Origin of the sequence: Caulobacter sp. AP07 (genome assembly GCF_000281955.1) — a bacterium.
GTDB lineage: Bacteria > Pseudomonadota > Alphaproteobacteria > Caulobacterales > Caulobacteraceae > Caulobacter.
Map to the genome: position 1 here is coordinate 26,898 of NZ_AKKF01000206.1, position 13,842 is coordinate 40,739.

At 69.3% G+C, this 13,842-nt stretch carries 12 protein-coding genes; 4 read left to right on the plus strand and 8 right to left on the minus strand.

Annotated features, from left to right (window positions below; genetic code table 11):
- Window positions 1-19: 19 nt before the first annotated feature.
- A complete protein-coding gene (locus PMI01_RS18800) occupies window positions 20-856 on the minus strand; it encodes a division plane-positioning ATPase MipZ (protein ID WP_007672511.1) in 837 nt (278 codons plus the stop codon).
- Window positions 857-1,063: 207 nt separating this feature from the next.
- Between PMI01_RS18800 and panC the strand changes: the two genes are divergently transcribed.
- Window positions 1,064-1,909, plus strand: coding sequence for a pantoate--beta-alanine ligase (gene panC, locus PMI01_RS18805; RefSeq protein ID WP_193352456.1), 846 nt, complete (start codon window positions 1,064-1,066; stop codon window positions 1,907-1,909).
- A gap of 214 nt (window positions 1,910-2,123) precedes the next feature.
- Here panC and PMI01_RS18810 read toward each other — a convergent pair whose 3' ends face one another.
- Complete coding sequence (locus PMI01_RS18810) at window positions 2,124-2,525, minus strand: DUF1489 family protein (RefSeq protein ID WP_007672520.1); 402 nt, start codon at window positions 2,523-2,525, stop codon at window positions 2,124-2,126.
- Window positions 2,526-2,666: 141 nt separating this feature from the next.
- On the opposite strand from PMI01_RS18810, the gene PMI01_RS18815 reads away from it, so the two are divergent.
- Complete coding sequence (locus tag PMI01_RS18815; protein ID WP_369744058.1) at window positions 2,667-4,031, plus strand: cation:proton antiporter; 1,365 nt, start codon at window positions 2,667-2,669, stop codon at window positions 4,029-4,031.
- Window positions 4,032-4,206: 175 nt separating this feature from the next.
- Here PMI01_RS18815 and PMI01_RS18820 read toward each other — a convergent pair whose 3' ends face one another.
- From PMI01_RS18820 to PMI01_RS18840, 5 genes are read right to left on the minus strand one after another with little or no spacing between them, the layout of a single operon-like run.
- Window positions 4,207-6,195 carry an acetyl-CoA carboxylase biotin carboxylase subunit gene (locus PMI01_RS18820; RefSeq protein ID WP_007672529.1) on the minus strand — a complete coding sequence of 663 codons (1,989 nt, stop codon included), beginning with the start codon at window positions 6,193-6,195 and terminating at the stop codon, window positions 4,207-4,209.
- Window positions 6,196-6,205: 10 nt separating this feature from the next.
- On the minus strand, window positions 6,206-7,558 hold the full coding sequence (locus tag PMI01_RS18825) for a DUF3667 domain-containing protein (protein WP_007672530.1): 1,353 nt from the start codon (window positions 7,556-7,558) through the stop codon (window positions 6,206-6,208).
- A 19-nt stretch (window positions 7,559-7,577) separates the two neighbouring features.
- Entirely contained in the window at window positions 7,578-8,405 is an 828-nt protein-coding gene (locus PMI01_RS18830; protein WP_007672531.1) for an enoyl-CoA hydratase-related protein, read from the minus strand.
- Window positions 8,402-8,962, minus strand: coding sequence for a GNAT family N-acetyltransferase (locus PMI01_RS18835; protein ID WP_007672532.1), 561 nt, complete (start codon window positions 8,960-8,962; stop codon window positions 8,402-8,404). Before PMI01_RS18835 ends, PMI01_RS18830 begins: the two co-directional genes overlap by 4 nt.
- Entirely contained in the window at window positions 8,962-10,569 is a 1,608-nt protein-coding gene (locus PMI01_RS18840; RefSeq protein ID WP_007672533.1) for a carboxyl transferase domain-containing protein, read from the minus strand. Before PMI01_RS18840 ends, PMI01_RS18835 begins: the two co-directional genes overlap by 1 nt.
- 113 nt (window positions 10,570-10,682) lie before the next feature.
- Between PMI01_RS18840 and PMI01_RS18845 the strand changes: the two genes are divergently transcribed.
- Window positions 10,683-12,446 (plus strand): patatin-like phospholipase family protein, encoded by a 1,764-nt coding sequence (locus tag PMI01_RS18845; RefSeq protein WP_162136403.1) that lies wholly within the window; start codon window positions 10,683-10,685, stop codon window positions 12,444-12,446.
- Here the strand turns inward: PMI01_RS18845 and PMI01_RS18850 are convergent.
- Window positions 12,424-13,200: a methyltransferase domain-containing protein gene (locus PMI01_RS18850; RefSeq protein ID WP_007672535.1), complete on the minus strand. Its 777-nt coding sequence runs from the start codon at window positions 13,198-13,200 to the stop codon at window positions 12,424-12,426. The two genes, PMI01_RS18845 and PMI01_RS18850, sit on opposite strands and share 23 nt — an antisense overlap.
- Window positions 13,201-13,340: 140 nt before the next feature.
- Here PMI01_RS18850 and PMI01_RS28080 point away from each other — a divergent pair, with 140 nt between their 5' ends.
- Window positions 13,341-13,466, plus strand: a complete 126-nt coding sequence (locus PMI01_RS28080) for a hypothetical protein (RefSeq protein WP_007672537.1) — start codon at window positions 13,341-13,343, stop codon at window positions 13,464-13,466.
- Window positions 13,467-13,842: the final 376 nt, after the last annotated feature.

Consider the following 13,842-nt stretch of genomic DNA (forward strand, 5'->3'; position numbering starts at 1 on the left):
CCCTGACGCCGCCGGACGCCTATTCGGCGGCGAGCAGAGTTTCCCCGGAAAAGGCGGCCAGGCCAAGGGAATGCATCAGGGCCCGAAGTTCCTGACGCGCGGCCAGGTGCTGTAGCGACACCGGCACCGGCCGCACCTGCGGCGACAGGTCGGCGATGGTCAGGCCGAACGGGAACAGTTCGCGATAGATCACCCGGTCGCGCAGACCCGGACCCATGCGGAAACCGACCCGCTTCGACAGGGCCGTGAGGCGGTCCTCGACGCGCTTGCGGTTGCGAGCCTCGGTGGTGGCCAGGCGGTTGCGCAGCACCACCCAGTCCAGAGCCTGGCGCTGGCCCGACAGGGCGCGGGCCTTGCGGGCCTCCCACACGGTCAGGGAATAGAGGCTGGGCTTCTGCAGCTCCATGGTGACCGGATCGACGTGGCCCAGCATGTCGAAGTCGACGAAGCTGTCGTTCATCGGCGTGACGATCAGGTCGGCCAGGCCGTGGGCCATGCGCGAGATGGCGGTGTCGCCGCCAGGGGTGTCGATCAGCACGAAGTCGGCGGCCTCGCGCGCGGCGACGAAAGCGATCTCGAACTTCTCGACCTGACCGGCTTCCGGTCCCGCCGCCAGGGCGATGTCGTCGTCGCTGAGGCGCTGCTGGATCGGCATGGGCAGGGTCACGCCGTTGGCGGCGACCCAGGCCTGGCGGTTCTCGAAGAACCGCATCGACGAGCACTGGCGCAGATCCAGGTCCAGCAGCGCCACCTTGGCGCCGCCGTACAGCAGGGCGGTGGCCAGGTGCACGGCGATCGTGGACTTGCCCGCTCCGCCCTTTTCGTTGCCGACGACGATGACGCGCGGCTCGGCCATGGTTGCCTTCCTTCTTTTCGCCCGACTCGGCGACTCTCACTGAAAGATTAACATGAACGACCTAACCTGAGAGGGTTAGGCGTCAATCCGGGGTTCCTTCCCTGTGGACCCATTGTCGCAGGTGGACGCCCGGGGTGGTCTCCGTCATAAGCCAACGCCTGTTCGACGCAGGAGTTCGCCGTGTCCCACCCGGCCCCCCATCCGGCTCTGAAGATCGTCCGCACGGTCGCCGACCTGCGCGCCCAGGTGCGCGACTGGAAGGCCGCCGGCGAGCGCGTCGCCCTGATCCCGACCATGGGCGCCCTGCACGAAGGCCATCTGTCGCTGATCAAGTTGGGGCAGGTCCACGCCCAACGGACGGTGGCCAGCATCTTCGTCAATCCCCGGCAGTTCGCCCCGCACGAGGATTTCGACTCCTATCCGCGCGGCGAGGCCCGTGACGTCGAACTGTTGGCCGAGGTCGGCTGCGACCTGCTGTTCGCCCCCAATGTCGCCGAGATGTACGCCCCGGGTTTCTCGACCGCGATCGAGGTCTCCGGCGTCTCGGAACCGCTGGAAGGCGCGGCGCGGCCGCAATTCTTCGGCGGCGTCGCCACCGTGGTCACCAAGCTGCTGATCCAGGCGCAGGCCCAGGTCGCCCTGTTCGGCGAGAAGGACTACCAGCAGCTTCAGGTCATCAAGCGCGTGGTCCGCGACCTGGACCTGCCGGTCGAGATCATCGGCGCCCCGACCGCGCGGGCCCCGGACGGTCTCGCCCTCTCCTCGCGCAACGCCTATCTCAGCGCCGAGGAACGCGCCGCCGCCGTCGCCCTGCCGACCGCGCTGAAGACCGCCGCCCAGGCCGTGGCGGCCGGCGGCCGGGTCGACGAGGCCGAGGCCGCCGGCAAGGCCGCCCTGACGGCCGCGGGGTTCGGGCGGATCGACTATTTCGACGTTCGCGAGGCCGGCGACCTGTCGCGCCTGGGCCCCGGCCCGATCAGCGGAGCCAACGCCCGCATCCTGGTCGCCGCGTGGCTGGGCAGGACCCGGCTGATCGACAACATGGCGGTGTAGGGCGCTGTTGCCGCGTGGCGCGGTGGAGCGATGTCAGGTCGGCGAAGTTCTGAGCGCCCCCACGTTCGTCATCCCCCGACTTGTTCGGGGGACCCAAGCCGAGCCAACCCGGCCATCCCTGGAAACGCCGTTTGGGTCCCCCGCATAAAGCGGGGGATGACGGAGTTGTTGAGTTGAAGAAGCGCTCGCGGGCTAATCGTCCGCGCCGTCTAGACTACCAGGCGCCCAGTTCGCGCAGCTGCCGGGCCAGGTCCGCCGGCATCTCGGCGGCCTCGGCTTCGGTCAGGTCCGGCGGCGCGTCCTCGGCCCTGAGGTAGCGCCAGCCCTGGAACGGACGGCGCGGGGTCGGCGCCACCCGCACGATGGTTGGATCGACGGTCACCTCGCAGCGCGACGCCTGGCCCTCGCCGATCGTGTCGATGGCCAGGATGGTCTGGCGGCACAGGATCTGGCCCTTCATCACCCGGTACAGCGAACCGCCGGCCAGCACCTCGTCGACGCGCTTGGGCGTCATGCGGGTGTGCATGATCCAGGGGCGGTCGGCCTCGGCGTGCCAGGCGACCAGTTCCTCGATGTTGTCGCAGCCGACGACCAGCTTGATGATGTGCAGGGGCATAGACGCGTACTTAGGGCCAGCGCCCCGCCGAGGAAAGAGCCGCGAGATTCAGGGTGTCGCGACGGCGGTCTTCCGCGTCCCCCGGGCATTTTCCGCTCGACATGACAGCGTAGTCATCTTCTATTGTCGGACAAACGACCGATGTTCGGTCGGCGGGGTTCATGCGATCGCGGTCAACGCGACGCGGATTTGGGGGGCGACATGACGCCAGCACAGCTTAGCGTAGCTTTCTTTCTGCAGATGTTCGTGATCATCGCCACCTGTCGCGCGGTCGGCTGGGTGGCGAAGAAATATCTGGGCCAGCCCCAGGTCGTGGGCGAGATGATCGCCGGCGTGATCCTCGGCCCGTCCCTGTTCGGGCTGCTGGCTCCCGACATCCAGCACATGCTGTTCCCCAAGGAGTCCAAGACGGTCCTCTATGTCGGCGCCCAGCTGGGCGTGGGCCTCTACATGTTCCTGGTCGGCCTGGGCTTCCGCAGCGAGCACTTCAAGAGCAACGCCAAGAGCGCCGCCGCCGTCTCGATCTCGGGCATGGCCGCGCCGTTCCTGGTGGCCGTGGCCATCGCGCCCTGGCTGCTGAGCCTGAACCTGTTCGGCAAGGGCATCGACACCTTCCAGGCCACTCTGTTCATGGGCGCGGCGATCTCGATCACCGCCTTCCCGATGCTGGCCCGGATCATCTACGAGCGCGGCCTGACCAACACGCCGCTGGGCACCCTGTCGCTGTCGGCCGGAGCCATCGACGACGCCGGGGCCTGGACGGTGCTGGCCATCGTGCTGGCCAGCTTCGGCGGCGGCCCGATGATCGCGGTCAAGGCCATCGTCGGCGGCGTCGCCTTCGTGGTCCTGATGCTGACCCTGGGTCCCAAGCTGCTGGCTCCGCTGGGCCGCTGGGCCGAGCGCGAGGGCAAGGTCAGCCCCAGCCTGCTGGGCGTGGTGCTGATGCTGTTCATGCTGAGCGCCTTCGCCATGGACGCCATCGGCATCCACGCGGTGTTCGGCGGCTTCATCCTGGGCACGGTTATGCCGCGCGGCGTGCTGAGCCGGGAGATCAAGAAGCAGCTGGAGCCGTTCGCGGTGATCGTGCTGCTGCCGATGTTCTTCACCTTCTCGGGCCTCAACACCCAGCTGAACATGGTCAACAATGTCGGCCTGCTGCTGGTCGCCGCCGTGATCCTGCTGGGCTCGATCCTGGCCAAGGGCGGGGCCTGCTGGGCCGCCGCCCGCCTGACCGGCCAGGACAACCCGACCGCCCTGGGCATCGGCGCGCTGATGAACTCGCGGGGCCTGATGGAGCTGATCATCATCAATATCGGCCTGCAGCGCGGGATCATCGGCCCGGCCCTGTTCTCGATGCTGGTGCTGATGGCGATCCTCACCACCCTGATGGCCTCGCCGCTGTTCGAGCTGGTCTACGGCAAGAAGGCCCGCGAGCGCGGCGAGCTGGGCGCGCTGAACGAGGACGAGGACGACGCGCCGCCGGTGCTGGCGTCGGTTCGGCCGTAAGGACGATCCCCTCTCCCCTTGCGGGAGAGGGTGGCCTCCGAAGGAGGTCGGGTGAAGGGTCGAAAGACGCCAGACGCCGCGATCAGCCGAAAGGCCGGTCGCGGCGTTTCCCATTTGAGAGACCCCTCATCCGTCGGCGACACCGACACCTTCTCCCCCAAGGGGAGAAGGGTTTTCAGGACGCGATGTCGAGCGCCGGCTCCAGCCGCGCCAGCACCACGCCTTCGCTGACCTGGCCGCCGGCGGTCGCCGACAGCTCGGCCACCACGCCGTCGAACGGCGCGGCCAGGGCGTGCTCCATCTTCATGGCTTCCAGGGTCAGCAAGGTCTGGCCCTTAGTCACCGCCTGCCCCGCCTCGACCGCCACCGAGACGATCTTGCCCGGCATCGGCGACAGCACCACCCCGTCCGAAACCGAGACATGGGCCGCGCCGACCTTGGACGCGAAGTCGAACTCACGGACGTCGCCGCCTTCGAACACATAGAGCGGATCACCGCCGAAGGCCGCGGGCAGCACGTCGACGTCGTCCAGCGGCCGGCCGTCCTCGACGGTGATGTCCCACGACCAGTCGTCGCCCAGGCTTCCTGAGGGCGCCCCGCCGGCCAGGGCCACGCGCAGCGGCACGGTCTTGCCGTCCACGCTCATCGGCAGGTGCATCGCGGCCCGGGGCCCGTTCATCCGGAAGCCCAGCAGCCGCGACGGCCCGCCGTTCCAGACGTCGGCCTTGGGGGTGTCGGCCTCCATGAAGGCCTCCAGCCGCTGACCGATGGCCGCCAGGGTCGGGGCGTCGGAGAAGTCTCGCGCCGTCAGCTGGTCCAGCCGCGCCTCGATGAAGCCGGTGTCGATCGCGCCGTCGATGAAGTCGGGATGGCTGGCGCATTTGGCCAGGAAGGCGGCGTTGGTCTTGACCGGATACACTTCGACCAGGCGGCAAGCCTGCGCCAGGCGCGCGGCGGCGTCCTCGCGGTCGACGCCGTGGGCGATCAGCTTGGCGATCATCGGGTCGTAGAACGGGGTGACCTCACCGCCCTCCTCCACCGCGCTGTCGACCCGCACGTCGCCCTCGGGCAGCCGGAAGTGGGTCAGCGGCCCGGTGCTGGGCAGGAAGCCGGTGGCGGGGTTCTCGGCGTAGAGGCGGGCCTCCATGGCCCAGCCGTCCAGCGTGATCTCGTCCTGGCTCAGCGGCAGCGGCTCGCCGGAGGCCACCAGCAGCTGCCATTCGACCAGGTCCTGGCCGGTGACCATCTCGGTGACCGGGTGCTCGACCTGCAGCCGGGTGTTCATCTCCATGAACCAGATGCGGTCGGCGCGCAGGCCCTCGGAAGCGTCGGCGATGAACTCCACCGTGCCGGCCCCGACATAGCCCACCGCCTGGGCCGCCTTGACCGCCGCGTCACAGACGGCGGCGCGGGTGGCGTCGTCCATGCCGGGGGCCGGAGCCTCCTCGATGACCTTCTGGTGGCGGCGTTGCAACGAGCAGTCGCGCTCGAACAGGTGGACGACGTTGCCGTGGCTGTCGCCGAACACCTGCACCTCGATGTGGCGCGGCCGGGTGACGTACTTCTCCAGCAGCACGCGGTCGTCGCCGAAGCTGGCGGCGGCCTCGCGCTGGCACGAGGCCAGCATGGCCGCGAAGTCCTCGGCCCGCTCGACCTTGCGCATGCCCTTGCCGCCGCCGCCGGCCACGGCCTTGATCAGCACCGGGAAGCCGATCTTGCCGGCCTCCTGGCTCAAGCGCTCCAGCGACTGGTCGTCGCCCAGATAGCCGGGGGTCGTCGGCACGCCGGCCGCGATCATCACTTTCTTGGCGGCGTCCTTCAGGCCCATGGCGCGGATCGCCGAGGGCGGCGGCCCGATCCACACCAGGCCGGCGTCGATCACCGCCTGGGCGAAGTCGGCGTTCTCGGACAGGAAGCCGTAGCCGGGGTGGATCGCCTCGGCCCCGGACTGGCGGGCGGCGGCCAGGATCTTCTCGGGAACCAGGTAGCTCTCCCGCGCCGGAGCCGGGCCGATCAGGATGGCCATGTCGGCCTCCATCACGAACGGCGCGTGGGCGTCCGCCTCGGAATAGACCGCGATCGTCCGCACGCCCAGCTCGCGGGCGGTGCGGATGATCCGACGGGCGATTTCGCCGCGATTGGCGATGAGGACGGAAGAGATCAAAACGAAAATCCTAGATCTGCGCCAGGGCCAGAAGCGCCAGGCCGGCGAGCAGGAGCGAGAAGGAGAACACGGTGGCCCACCAGACGATCAACGTCTTGAGCGTCGCGCCGACGATGCTGGAGCCGTAGGCGCCCCGCAGGGTCTGGAACAGGTTGATCGGCGTCCAGAGGATCAGCAGGCCGAACCACCAGGGCTTGAGCATGTCGGGAAGGACCAGGCCCAGGGCGTTGGTCAGGAACGCGAAGGACAGCAGGTTCATCGCCACCAGCAGGTGGTCGTAGATGAAGAATTTGGGCTTGTTGCGATAGACCAGCGTCAGGGCCAGGCCGACGATCGGCAGCAGCAGCACCGCCATGCGGTGGCCCCAGGTGAACAGCACCAGTTGATAGAACTCGGGGTTCTCCCGGGCCCTGGCGATGCCCTCCTTCAGCCAGTTGCGAGCGGCCTTGGACGGATCATGGCCGCCGCCCGCGGCCTCCTTGAGCGCCGTCTGGGCCTCGGGCGGCAGCGTGGTCGGACCGCGCTCGACGTGGCCGTCGTCGTGGATGGTCACCGCCGGAACCTCGCCGTCCAGCGACAGGCCGCGGATTCGCGCCGCGTCGGCCTTGCGGGCCTCTTCCGCGGTCAGTCCCATCCCCTCGGGCAACTTGCCGGCGGCGATCTGGTCGGCCTTGGCGACGGCCTCGGCGTAGTGGGTCTGCGCCTGGGCGACGGCCTCCTGATAGTCGGCGGGCGCCTTGGCGGCGGCCTTCTGATAGCGCGCCAGGGTCTTGGCCCGGTCCTCGTCGGGATCCTTCAGGTCGGCGTCGCGGTCCTTGGCGGCCTCGGCCAGGGTCGCATCGCGATCCGCCGCCGCTTCCTTCAGGCGGACGTCGCGATCCTGGACGGCGTCGGTGCGCAGCCGGGCGGCCTCGGCGGCCCGGCCCTGCGGCGTGGCCAGGGCTTCGGCGCGCTTGTGCGCCTTTTCCTCGGCATGGTGCTGGGCCGAGTGGATGGCGTGCTCGGCCGCGAAGATGAACAGCAGCAACGCGACCAGGAAGGTGCGGAACGGCGGCACGTGCCGCACGATCCGGCCTTCCATATAGTCCTTGGCCAGGCCTCCCGGCTTCAGGAACAGGGCCGGCAGGGTCAGGGCCAGGCGGCCGTCGAGGTGGAACATCCCCTCGATGGCTTCCCAGAGCAGATGGCCGATCGAGCGCTTGTGGTTGTCGGCGTTCTGGCCGCAGGCGTGGCAATAGGGACCTTCCAGCGTGGCCCCACAGTTGCCGCACGGTTTTCCCACGCCCTCGAAGGGCTGTTTCTTGCGTGGTTTGAAGAACTCGCTGAACGAGTCCGCCGCCGCCGCTTCCAGTTCACCCGTCATGTCGCCCCCGATCCCGACTCTAGTTCGTCCAGCTGGGTTTACGACGCGCGAGGAAGGCGCGCACGCCTTCTTGGCCTTCGTCCGACACCCGCCGGCGGGCGATGCGTTTTGCCGTTTCCTCGATCAGGCCACGGTCGATTTTCTGGTCGACCAGGTCGTTGACCAGGGCCTTGGCGTCGCCGATCGCGCCGGGCGCGCAGGCGGCGACCTCCTCGATCAGGGCGTCCTGGGCGGCCTCCAGGCCGGCGGCGTCCTCGAACACCTCGTCGACCAGGCCGTAGCTCCAGGCGGCGTCGGCGTCGAACACCCGGCCGGTGGCGAACAATAGCTTGGCGGTGCGCGGGCCGAGCGCCGCGATCACATAGGGACTGATGGTGGCCGGGGTCAGGCCCAGCTTGACCTCCGAGAAGGCGAACCTGGCGTCGGCCGTGGCCAGGGCGTGGTCGCAGGCGGCGACCAGGCCGGCCCCGCCGCCGAACGCCGGGCCTTCGACCAGGGCCACGGTCAGGGCCGGAACATCGTGCAGGGCCTTGAGCATGTGGGCCAGGCCCAGGGCGTCATCGCGGTTGTCGTCCTCGCTCCAGTCGGCGGCCGAGGCCATCCATTCCAGGTCGGCGCCGGCGCTGAACGCCCCGCCCACCCCGCGCAGGAAGACGATCCGCACACCCTCGGCCCCGTGCAGGGTCTCGAAGGCCTGATGCAGGGCGGCGATGGTGGCGGCGTCGAAGGCGTTCTTCTTGGCCGGACGGTTGATCCAGACGGTCACCGCGCCGCCTTCCGTGGAATCCATGTGGACCAGCGGGCTCATGGCGTCGGTGTCGGGAACCTCGGCGATCGGATTGGTCATCGGTCTTGGCCTTCCTGAAGCCTGCCTTCGGGGGGTCTGGGCAGGCGGTACATCACATGAGAACGCAGAGGATGACCCGGCGCGAGGGCCGGGTGGTCGAAGTCGCGCGTTTCGTCACGCAGGAAACCCAGCCGGCGCATCACCGCCTGGGAACGTGCGTTGGTCCGCGCCGTGTAGGCCAGCAGTTCGTCGTTCGGCAGGCGATCAAAACCGTCGGCCAGGACCGCCGGCATGACCGTCGAGATCAGGCCCCGGCCTTGAGCCTCCGACCGCAGCCGCCAGACCGCCTCGACGCCGAAGAACGGCAGGCCCTCACGCGTCGCCTGCAGGCCCGCCGCCCCGACCACCTGACCGTCGGCGTCGAGCACCGCCCAGACGCCCCAGCCGCGCTCGGCCACGTGGGCCGCCGCGCGTTCGAAGTTCCGCCGACTCGTCTCGGCCGACCAGGCGCCGCCCAGCCATTGAGCGACGCCGGGGTCCTGGTGCAGGGTCTCCCAGGCCGGGAATTCGACCTCCGTCCAGGCGCGCAGGCGCGGATGCGGCGCGACCACCGCCATCACATCCGGAACACGCCGAAGGTGGTGTCCGGGATCGGGGCGTTGAGGCTGGCGCTGATCGCCAGGCCCAGCACGTCGCGGGTCTGGACCGGGTCGATGATGCCGTCGTCCCACAGGCGGGCGGTGGCGTGGTAGGGGTCGCCCTCGGCCTCGTAGCGGGCGCGGATCGGGGCCTTGAAGGCCTCCTCGTCCTCGGCGGCCCAGGTCTCGCCCTTGGCCTCCAGGCCGTCGCGCTTGATCGTGGACAGCACGCTGGCCGCCTGCTCGCCGCCCATCACCGAGATGCGGCTGTTGGGCCAGGTGAACAGGAAGCGCGGGCTGTAGGCCCGGCCGCACATGCCGTAGTTGCCGGCCCCGAACGACCCGCCGATCAGCACCGTGAACTTCGGCACCTCGGCGCTGGCGACCGCCGTGACCAGCTTGGCGCCGTCCTTGGCGATGCCGCCGGCCTCGTACTTGCCGCCGACCATGAAGCCCGAGATGTTCTGCAGGAACACCAGCGGAATCTTGCGCTTGCAGGCCAACTCGATGAAGTGCGCGCCCTTCACGGCGCTTTCGCTGAACAGCACGCCGTTATTGGCCAGGATCGCCACCGGCTGGCCCCAGATGCGGGCGAAGCCGCAGACCAGGGTCGTGCCGTACAGCGCCTTGAACTCGTCGAACACGCTGCCGTCGACGATGCGGGCGATCACTTCGCGCACGTCGTAGGGCGCGCGCACGTCGGTGGGGACGATGCCGTACAGCTCGGCCGGGTCGTGGACCGGCGGCCTGGCCTCGTGGATCTCGGTCTCGACGCGCTTGGTGGTGTTGAGGTTGGCGACGATCAAGCGGACGATCTCCAGCGCGTGCTCGTCGTCATTGGCCACGTGGTCGACCACGCCCGAGCGCCGGCCGTGGGTGTCGGCCCCGCCCAGTTCCTCGGCCGAGATCACCTCGCCGGTGGCGGCCTTCACCAGCGGCGGGCCGGCCAGGAAGATGGTGCCCTGGTCGCGGACGATCACCGTCTCGTCGCTCATGGCCGGCACATAGGCCCCGCCGGCCGTGCACGAGCCCATGACGCAGGCGATCTGGGCGATGCCCGCCGCGCTCATCCGCGCCTGGTTGAAGAAGATGCGGCCGAAATGGTCGCGGTCGGGGAACACCTCGGCCTGGTGCGGCAGGTTCGCCCCGCCGCTGTCGACCAGATAGACGCACGGCAGGCGATTCTGCTGAGCGATCTCCTGGGCGCGAAGGTGCTTCTTCACGGTCATCGGGAAATAGGCGCCGCCCTTCACCGTGGCGTCGTTGGCGACGATCATGACCTCGCGGCCCGACACCCGGCCGATGCCGGTGATCACGCCCGCCCCGGGGGCCTCGCCATTGTAGAGGTCGCAGGCCGCCAGCTGGCCGATCTCCAGGAACGGCGAGCCGGGGTCGAGCAGGCGCTCGACCCGCTGGCGCGGCAGCAGCTTGCCGCGCGCAGCATGGCGATGGCGGGCGGTTTCCGGACCGCCGAGGGCCGCGGTGGCGACCCTTTCGCGCAGCGCCTGGGCCAGGGCCCGGTTGTGCGCGGCGTTTTTGGCGAACGACTCGCCGTTTTTGTCGATACCCGTGTTCATCTTCGGCATTAGCGAGGCATAGCCTTTTCCGTTTCGTCCCGAAAGCCGCAGTTTTTGACCTTCGATGGCCAAGTTCAGCGGTTCAAGTTAGCGTTCCACCCGTGGTCACCCTGCCCGACTTCATGGCCGATACGGCCCTCGCCCGGCTCTTCGCGCAAGAACATCGCGAAGGCGACGCCGCCTGGTTCTCCTTGCCCGGCGGCGCGACACTCTACGCGCCCGGCGAGGCGGCGGACTATCTCTACTTCCTGCGCACCGGCCGGTTAGGCGCGTTTCGGCGGGAGGAAGGCCAGGAGCCGCAGTTTCTGGGGGTGATCCGCCCCGGCGAGCCGGCCGGCGAGATGGCGATGATCGCCGGCGCGCCGCATTCGGCCAACCTGGTGGCCCTGCGCGATTCGGAAATCCTCGCCCTGCCCCGCGCCGCCTTCTTCGAGGCGGTCGAGCGCGATCCGGCGGTGATGATCGAGCTGTCGCGGCTGATGATCCGCCGGGCCCGCCAGGCCGGGGCCCACGCCTCGATCGGCGACCCGTCGGTCTACGGCTTCATCGCCGTCGAGCCCGGCAAGCTGATCCGCCCGATCGTCGAGCGCATCGCCCACGCCATCCTGGCCCTGGGCTACTCAGTCACCGTCGAGGGGGCCGAGTCGCTGCTGGCCCCGACCGAATGGTTCAGCAATGTCGAGCGCCGCCACGACTTCGTGCTGTACGTGGCCGAGGCCAGCGAGACCGCCTGGAAGCACGTGGTCGGGCGGCAGGTGGACCGCCTGTTCCGCGTCGGCCAGGGCGACCGCAAGCCGCCGCCGGTCATCCCGTCCTACGCCTCGGGCCCGTTGCAGGACCAGCGCCTGGTCGACCTGATCCTGCTGCAGCCGGCCAGCGTGACCCATCCCAAGGGCTCGGCCGAGTGGCTGAACGCCACCCAGGCCGCCCGCCTGTTCCACCTGCGCGAGAACGGCATGGCCGATGTCGAGCGCCTGGCCCGGGTGTTGACCGGCCAGTCGGTCGGGCTGGTGCTGTCGGGCGGCGGGGCCCGCGCCTACGCCCATGTCGGCGCCATCCAGGCCCTGCGCGAGCGCGGCGTGCCGATCGACTTCGTCGGCGGCTCGTCGATGGGCGCCGTGGTCGCCGCCGGCCTGGCCATGGGCTGGGACGACGGCGAGATGGAGACCCGCATCCGCAAGGCCTTCGTGGATTCCAGCCCGCTGGACGACATCGCCTTCCCGCTGGTGGCCATGACCCGGGGCCTGAAGGTCAAGGCGCGGCTGGAGGAGCATTTCGACGACATCGAGATCGCCGACCTGTGGCTGCCGTTCTTCTGCGTCTCGTCGAACCTGACCTCGGGGGCCTATCACCTGCACCGCCAGGGCGTGCTGCAGGACGCCCTGCGGGCCTCGATCTCGCTGCCCGGCGTGCTGCCGCCAGTCGCCGACGGCAATTCGGTGCTGGTCGACGGCGCGGTGATGAAGAACTTCCCGGCCGACGTGATGCGTGCCTTCCAGCTGGGCCCGATCGTCGGGGTCGACGTCACGCGCGGCCGCAGCATCACCGCCGAGGACGTCGATCGCCCAGCCTCGCTGTGGACCTGGTTCTGGTCGGGCGAATGGCGCAAGGGTCCGCCGATCGTCGCCCTGCTGATGCGGGCCGCCACGGTGTCGACCGGCCGCGATCTGGCGGCCAGCCGCGAGGCCTCGGACGTGCTGATCACCCCCAAGCTCAACGAGATCGACATCCGCGACTGGAAGGCCTTCGAACCCGCGGTCGCGGCCGGACGCACCGCCGCGGCGCTGGCGCTGGACAGCCTGGGCAAGCCGGTCACCGAGCTGCGGCGCCGCCCCAGCCTCGCCGACCTGGCCCGCGCCGCCGTCAGTAGCGTTGGGCGACCATGAACATCCGGGTGAACGGAAACAGCGTCACCCCATCGGCGCGACGCGGATAGTCGATCGCCAGCCGGGCCCGCCAGGCCGTCAGGAAGGCCGCCCGTTCGGCGGGGTCCTCCAACGCTTCCAGATAGGGCTTGAGGCTGGTCCCCGAAGTCCAGTCGACGATCGGGTCCTCGCCGCCCAGGGCGTGGACATAGGTCGTGACCCAGATGTCGAGCTCGGCGCTGAGCGGCGACAGCCAGTCGTGATAGGGCCGAGGATCGACGCCGGACCGCACGCGCTCCAGATCGACCAGGCGCGGCGCCCAGGGGCCGTCCTGGGCCACCTCGCGCAGGCTGCGCCGCCAGCCGTCGTCGGCCACCACCGGGATCTGGCAGGCCAGGACCCCGCCGGGCGCCAGCAGGCCCATCAGGCGCGGGAACAGCGTCTCGTGATGGTCCAGCCACTGCAAGGCGGCGTTGGTGAAGATCAGGTCGGGCGGAATCTCGGGCGCAAAGCCGGCGATGTCGCCCAGCACCCAGTCGATGTCGCCGCGCATCGCCCGGCCGCGGGCCAGCATCTCGGGGCTGGAGTCCAGGCCGTGCACCCGGGCTTCCGGATGGCGGGCGGCCAGCAGGGCGGCGTGCTCCCCCGTGCCGCAGCCCAGGTCCCAGATCTCGCGAGGGTCCAGGCCCCGCGGAATCTGCAGCATCAGGTCGAGCGCCGGGCGGTCGCGATAGGCCTTGTAGCGCTGGTAGACGTCTGGGTCCCAGGTCGGCATCGGCCCTCCACGGTCAAGCTGCGACAATCAGTCCGCCTATTTGGCCCGACCCGTCGCTTTTGTCGCATGGGTCAACGGCCGGACAGCGTCTAAGTTGTGGTCAAGGCGCTCATCCAACGCGCCACAGGAAGGAAACCACCGTGAACCGCGCCGTCGCCATCGCCGCCAAGGTCCCGACTTTGAACGTGCACCGCGCGGGCATGCTGGTTCTCAACACCGGTTTCTGGATCCTCATCATCCTGGCCGGGCGAGCCCTCTACGCCTGACGACGATGATGCGGCCCCGGGTCGCGCTTATTCCCCCTTTGCGCGACCCGGGAATGCCCGGCTTTCGCGCGGCTCGGCCGGATTGCGGGGCAAATGCCCACCGCGACCTACTGTCGCTGTATTACCCTCTTTGCAGAACCACCGATCGGCGCCCATATTCCTCTTGTGTTGTTCAACAACTGAAAGGAGGTGACCAGTGTCTCATTGTCTCCAACCGAGGTCGCGAGTGACCTGGAGCCTGAAGAACGAGGTTTCCAACTGAGGGCGTTGAACGCCTAAGGTTCAAGTCACGCCGCGACGCGGCTACGACGATGGAGGGCCGCCCCGAGCAATCGGGGCGGCCCTTTTCATTTAATGCTCCCCCTCTGGGGGAGCT

Coding starts and splice junctions, on each gene's coding strand:
- PMI01_RS18850 (WP_007672535.1), bottom strand. CDS start 13,200: ATGCCGACCTGGGACCCAGACGTCTACCAGCGCTACAAGGCCTATCGC.
- PMI01_RS18825 (WP_007672530.1), bottom strand. CDS start 7,558: ATGACGGGTGAACTGGAAGCGGCGGCGGCGGACTCGTTCAGCGAGTTC.
- PMI01_RS18840 (WP_007672533.1), bottom strand. CDS start 10,569: ATGCCGAAGATGAACACGGGTATCGACAAAAACGGCGAGTCGTTCGCC.
- PMI01_RS18800 (WP_007672511.1), bottom strand. CDS start 856: ATGGCCGAGCCGCGCGTCATCGTCGTCGGCAACGAAAAGGGCGGAGCG.
- PMI01_RS18835 (WP_007672532.1), bottom strand. CDS start 8,962: ATGGCGGTGGTCGCGCCGCATCCGCGCCTGCGCGCCTGGACGGAGGTC.
- PMI01_RS18815 (WP_369744058.1), top strand. CDS start 2,667: ATGTTCGGTCGGCGGGGTTCATGCGATCGCGGTCAACGCGACGCGGAT.
- PMI01_RS18830 (WP_007672531.1), bottom strand. CDS start 8,405: ATGACCAATCCGATCGCCGAGGTTCCCGACACCGACGCCATGAGCCCG.
- PMI01_RS18810 (WP_007672520.1), bottom strand. CDS start 2,525: ATGCCCCTGCACATCATCAAGCTGGTCGTCGGCTGCGACAACATCGAG.
- PMI01_RS18845 (WP_162136403.1), top strand. CDS start 10,683: ATGGCCGATACGGCCCTCGCCCGGCTCTTCGCGCAAGAACATCGCGAA.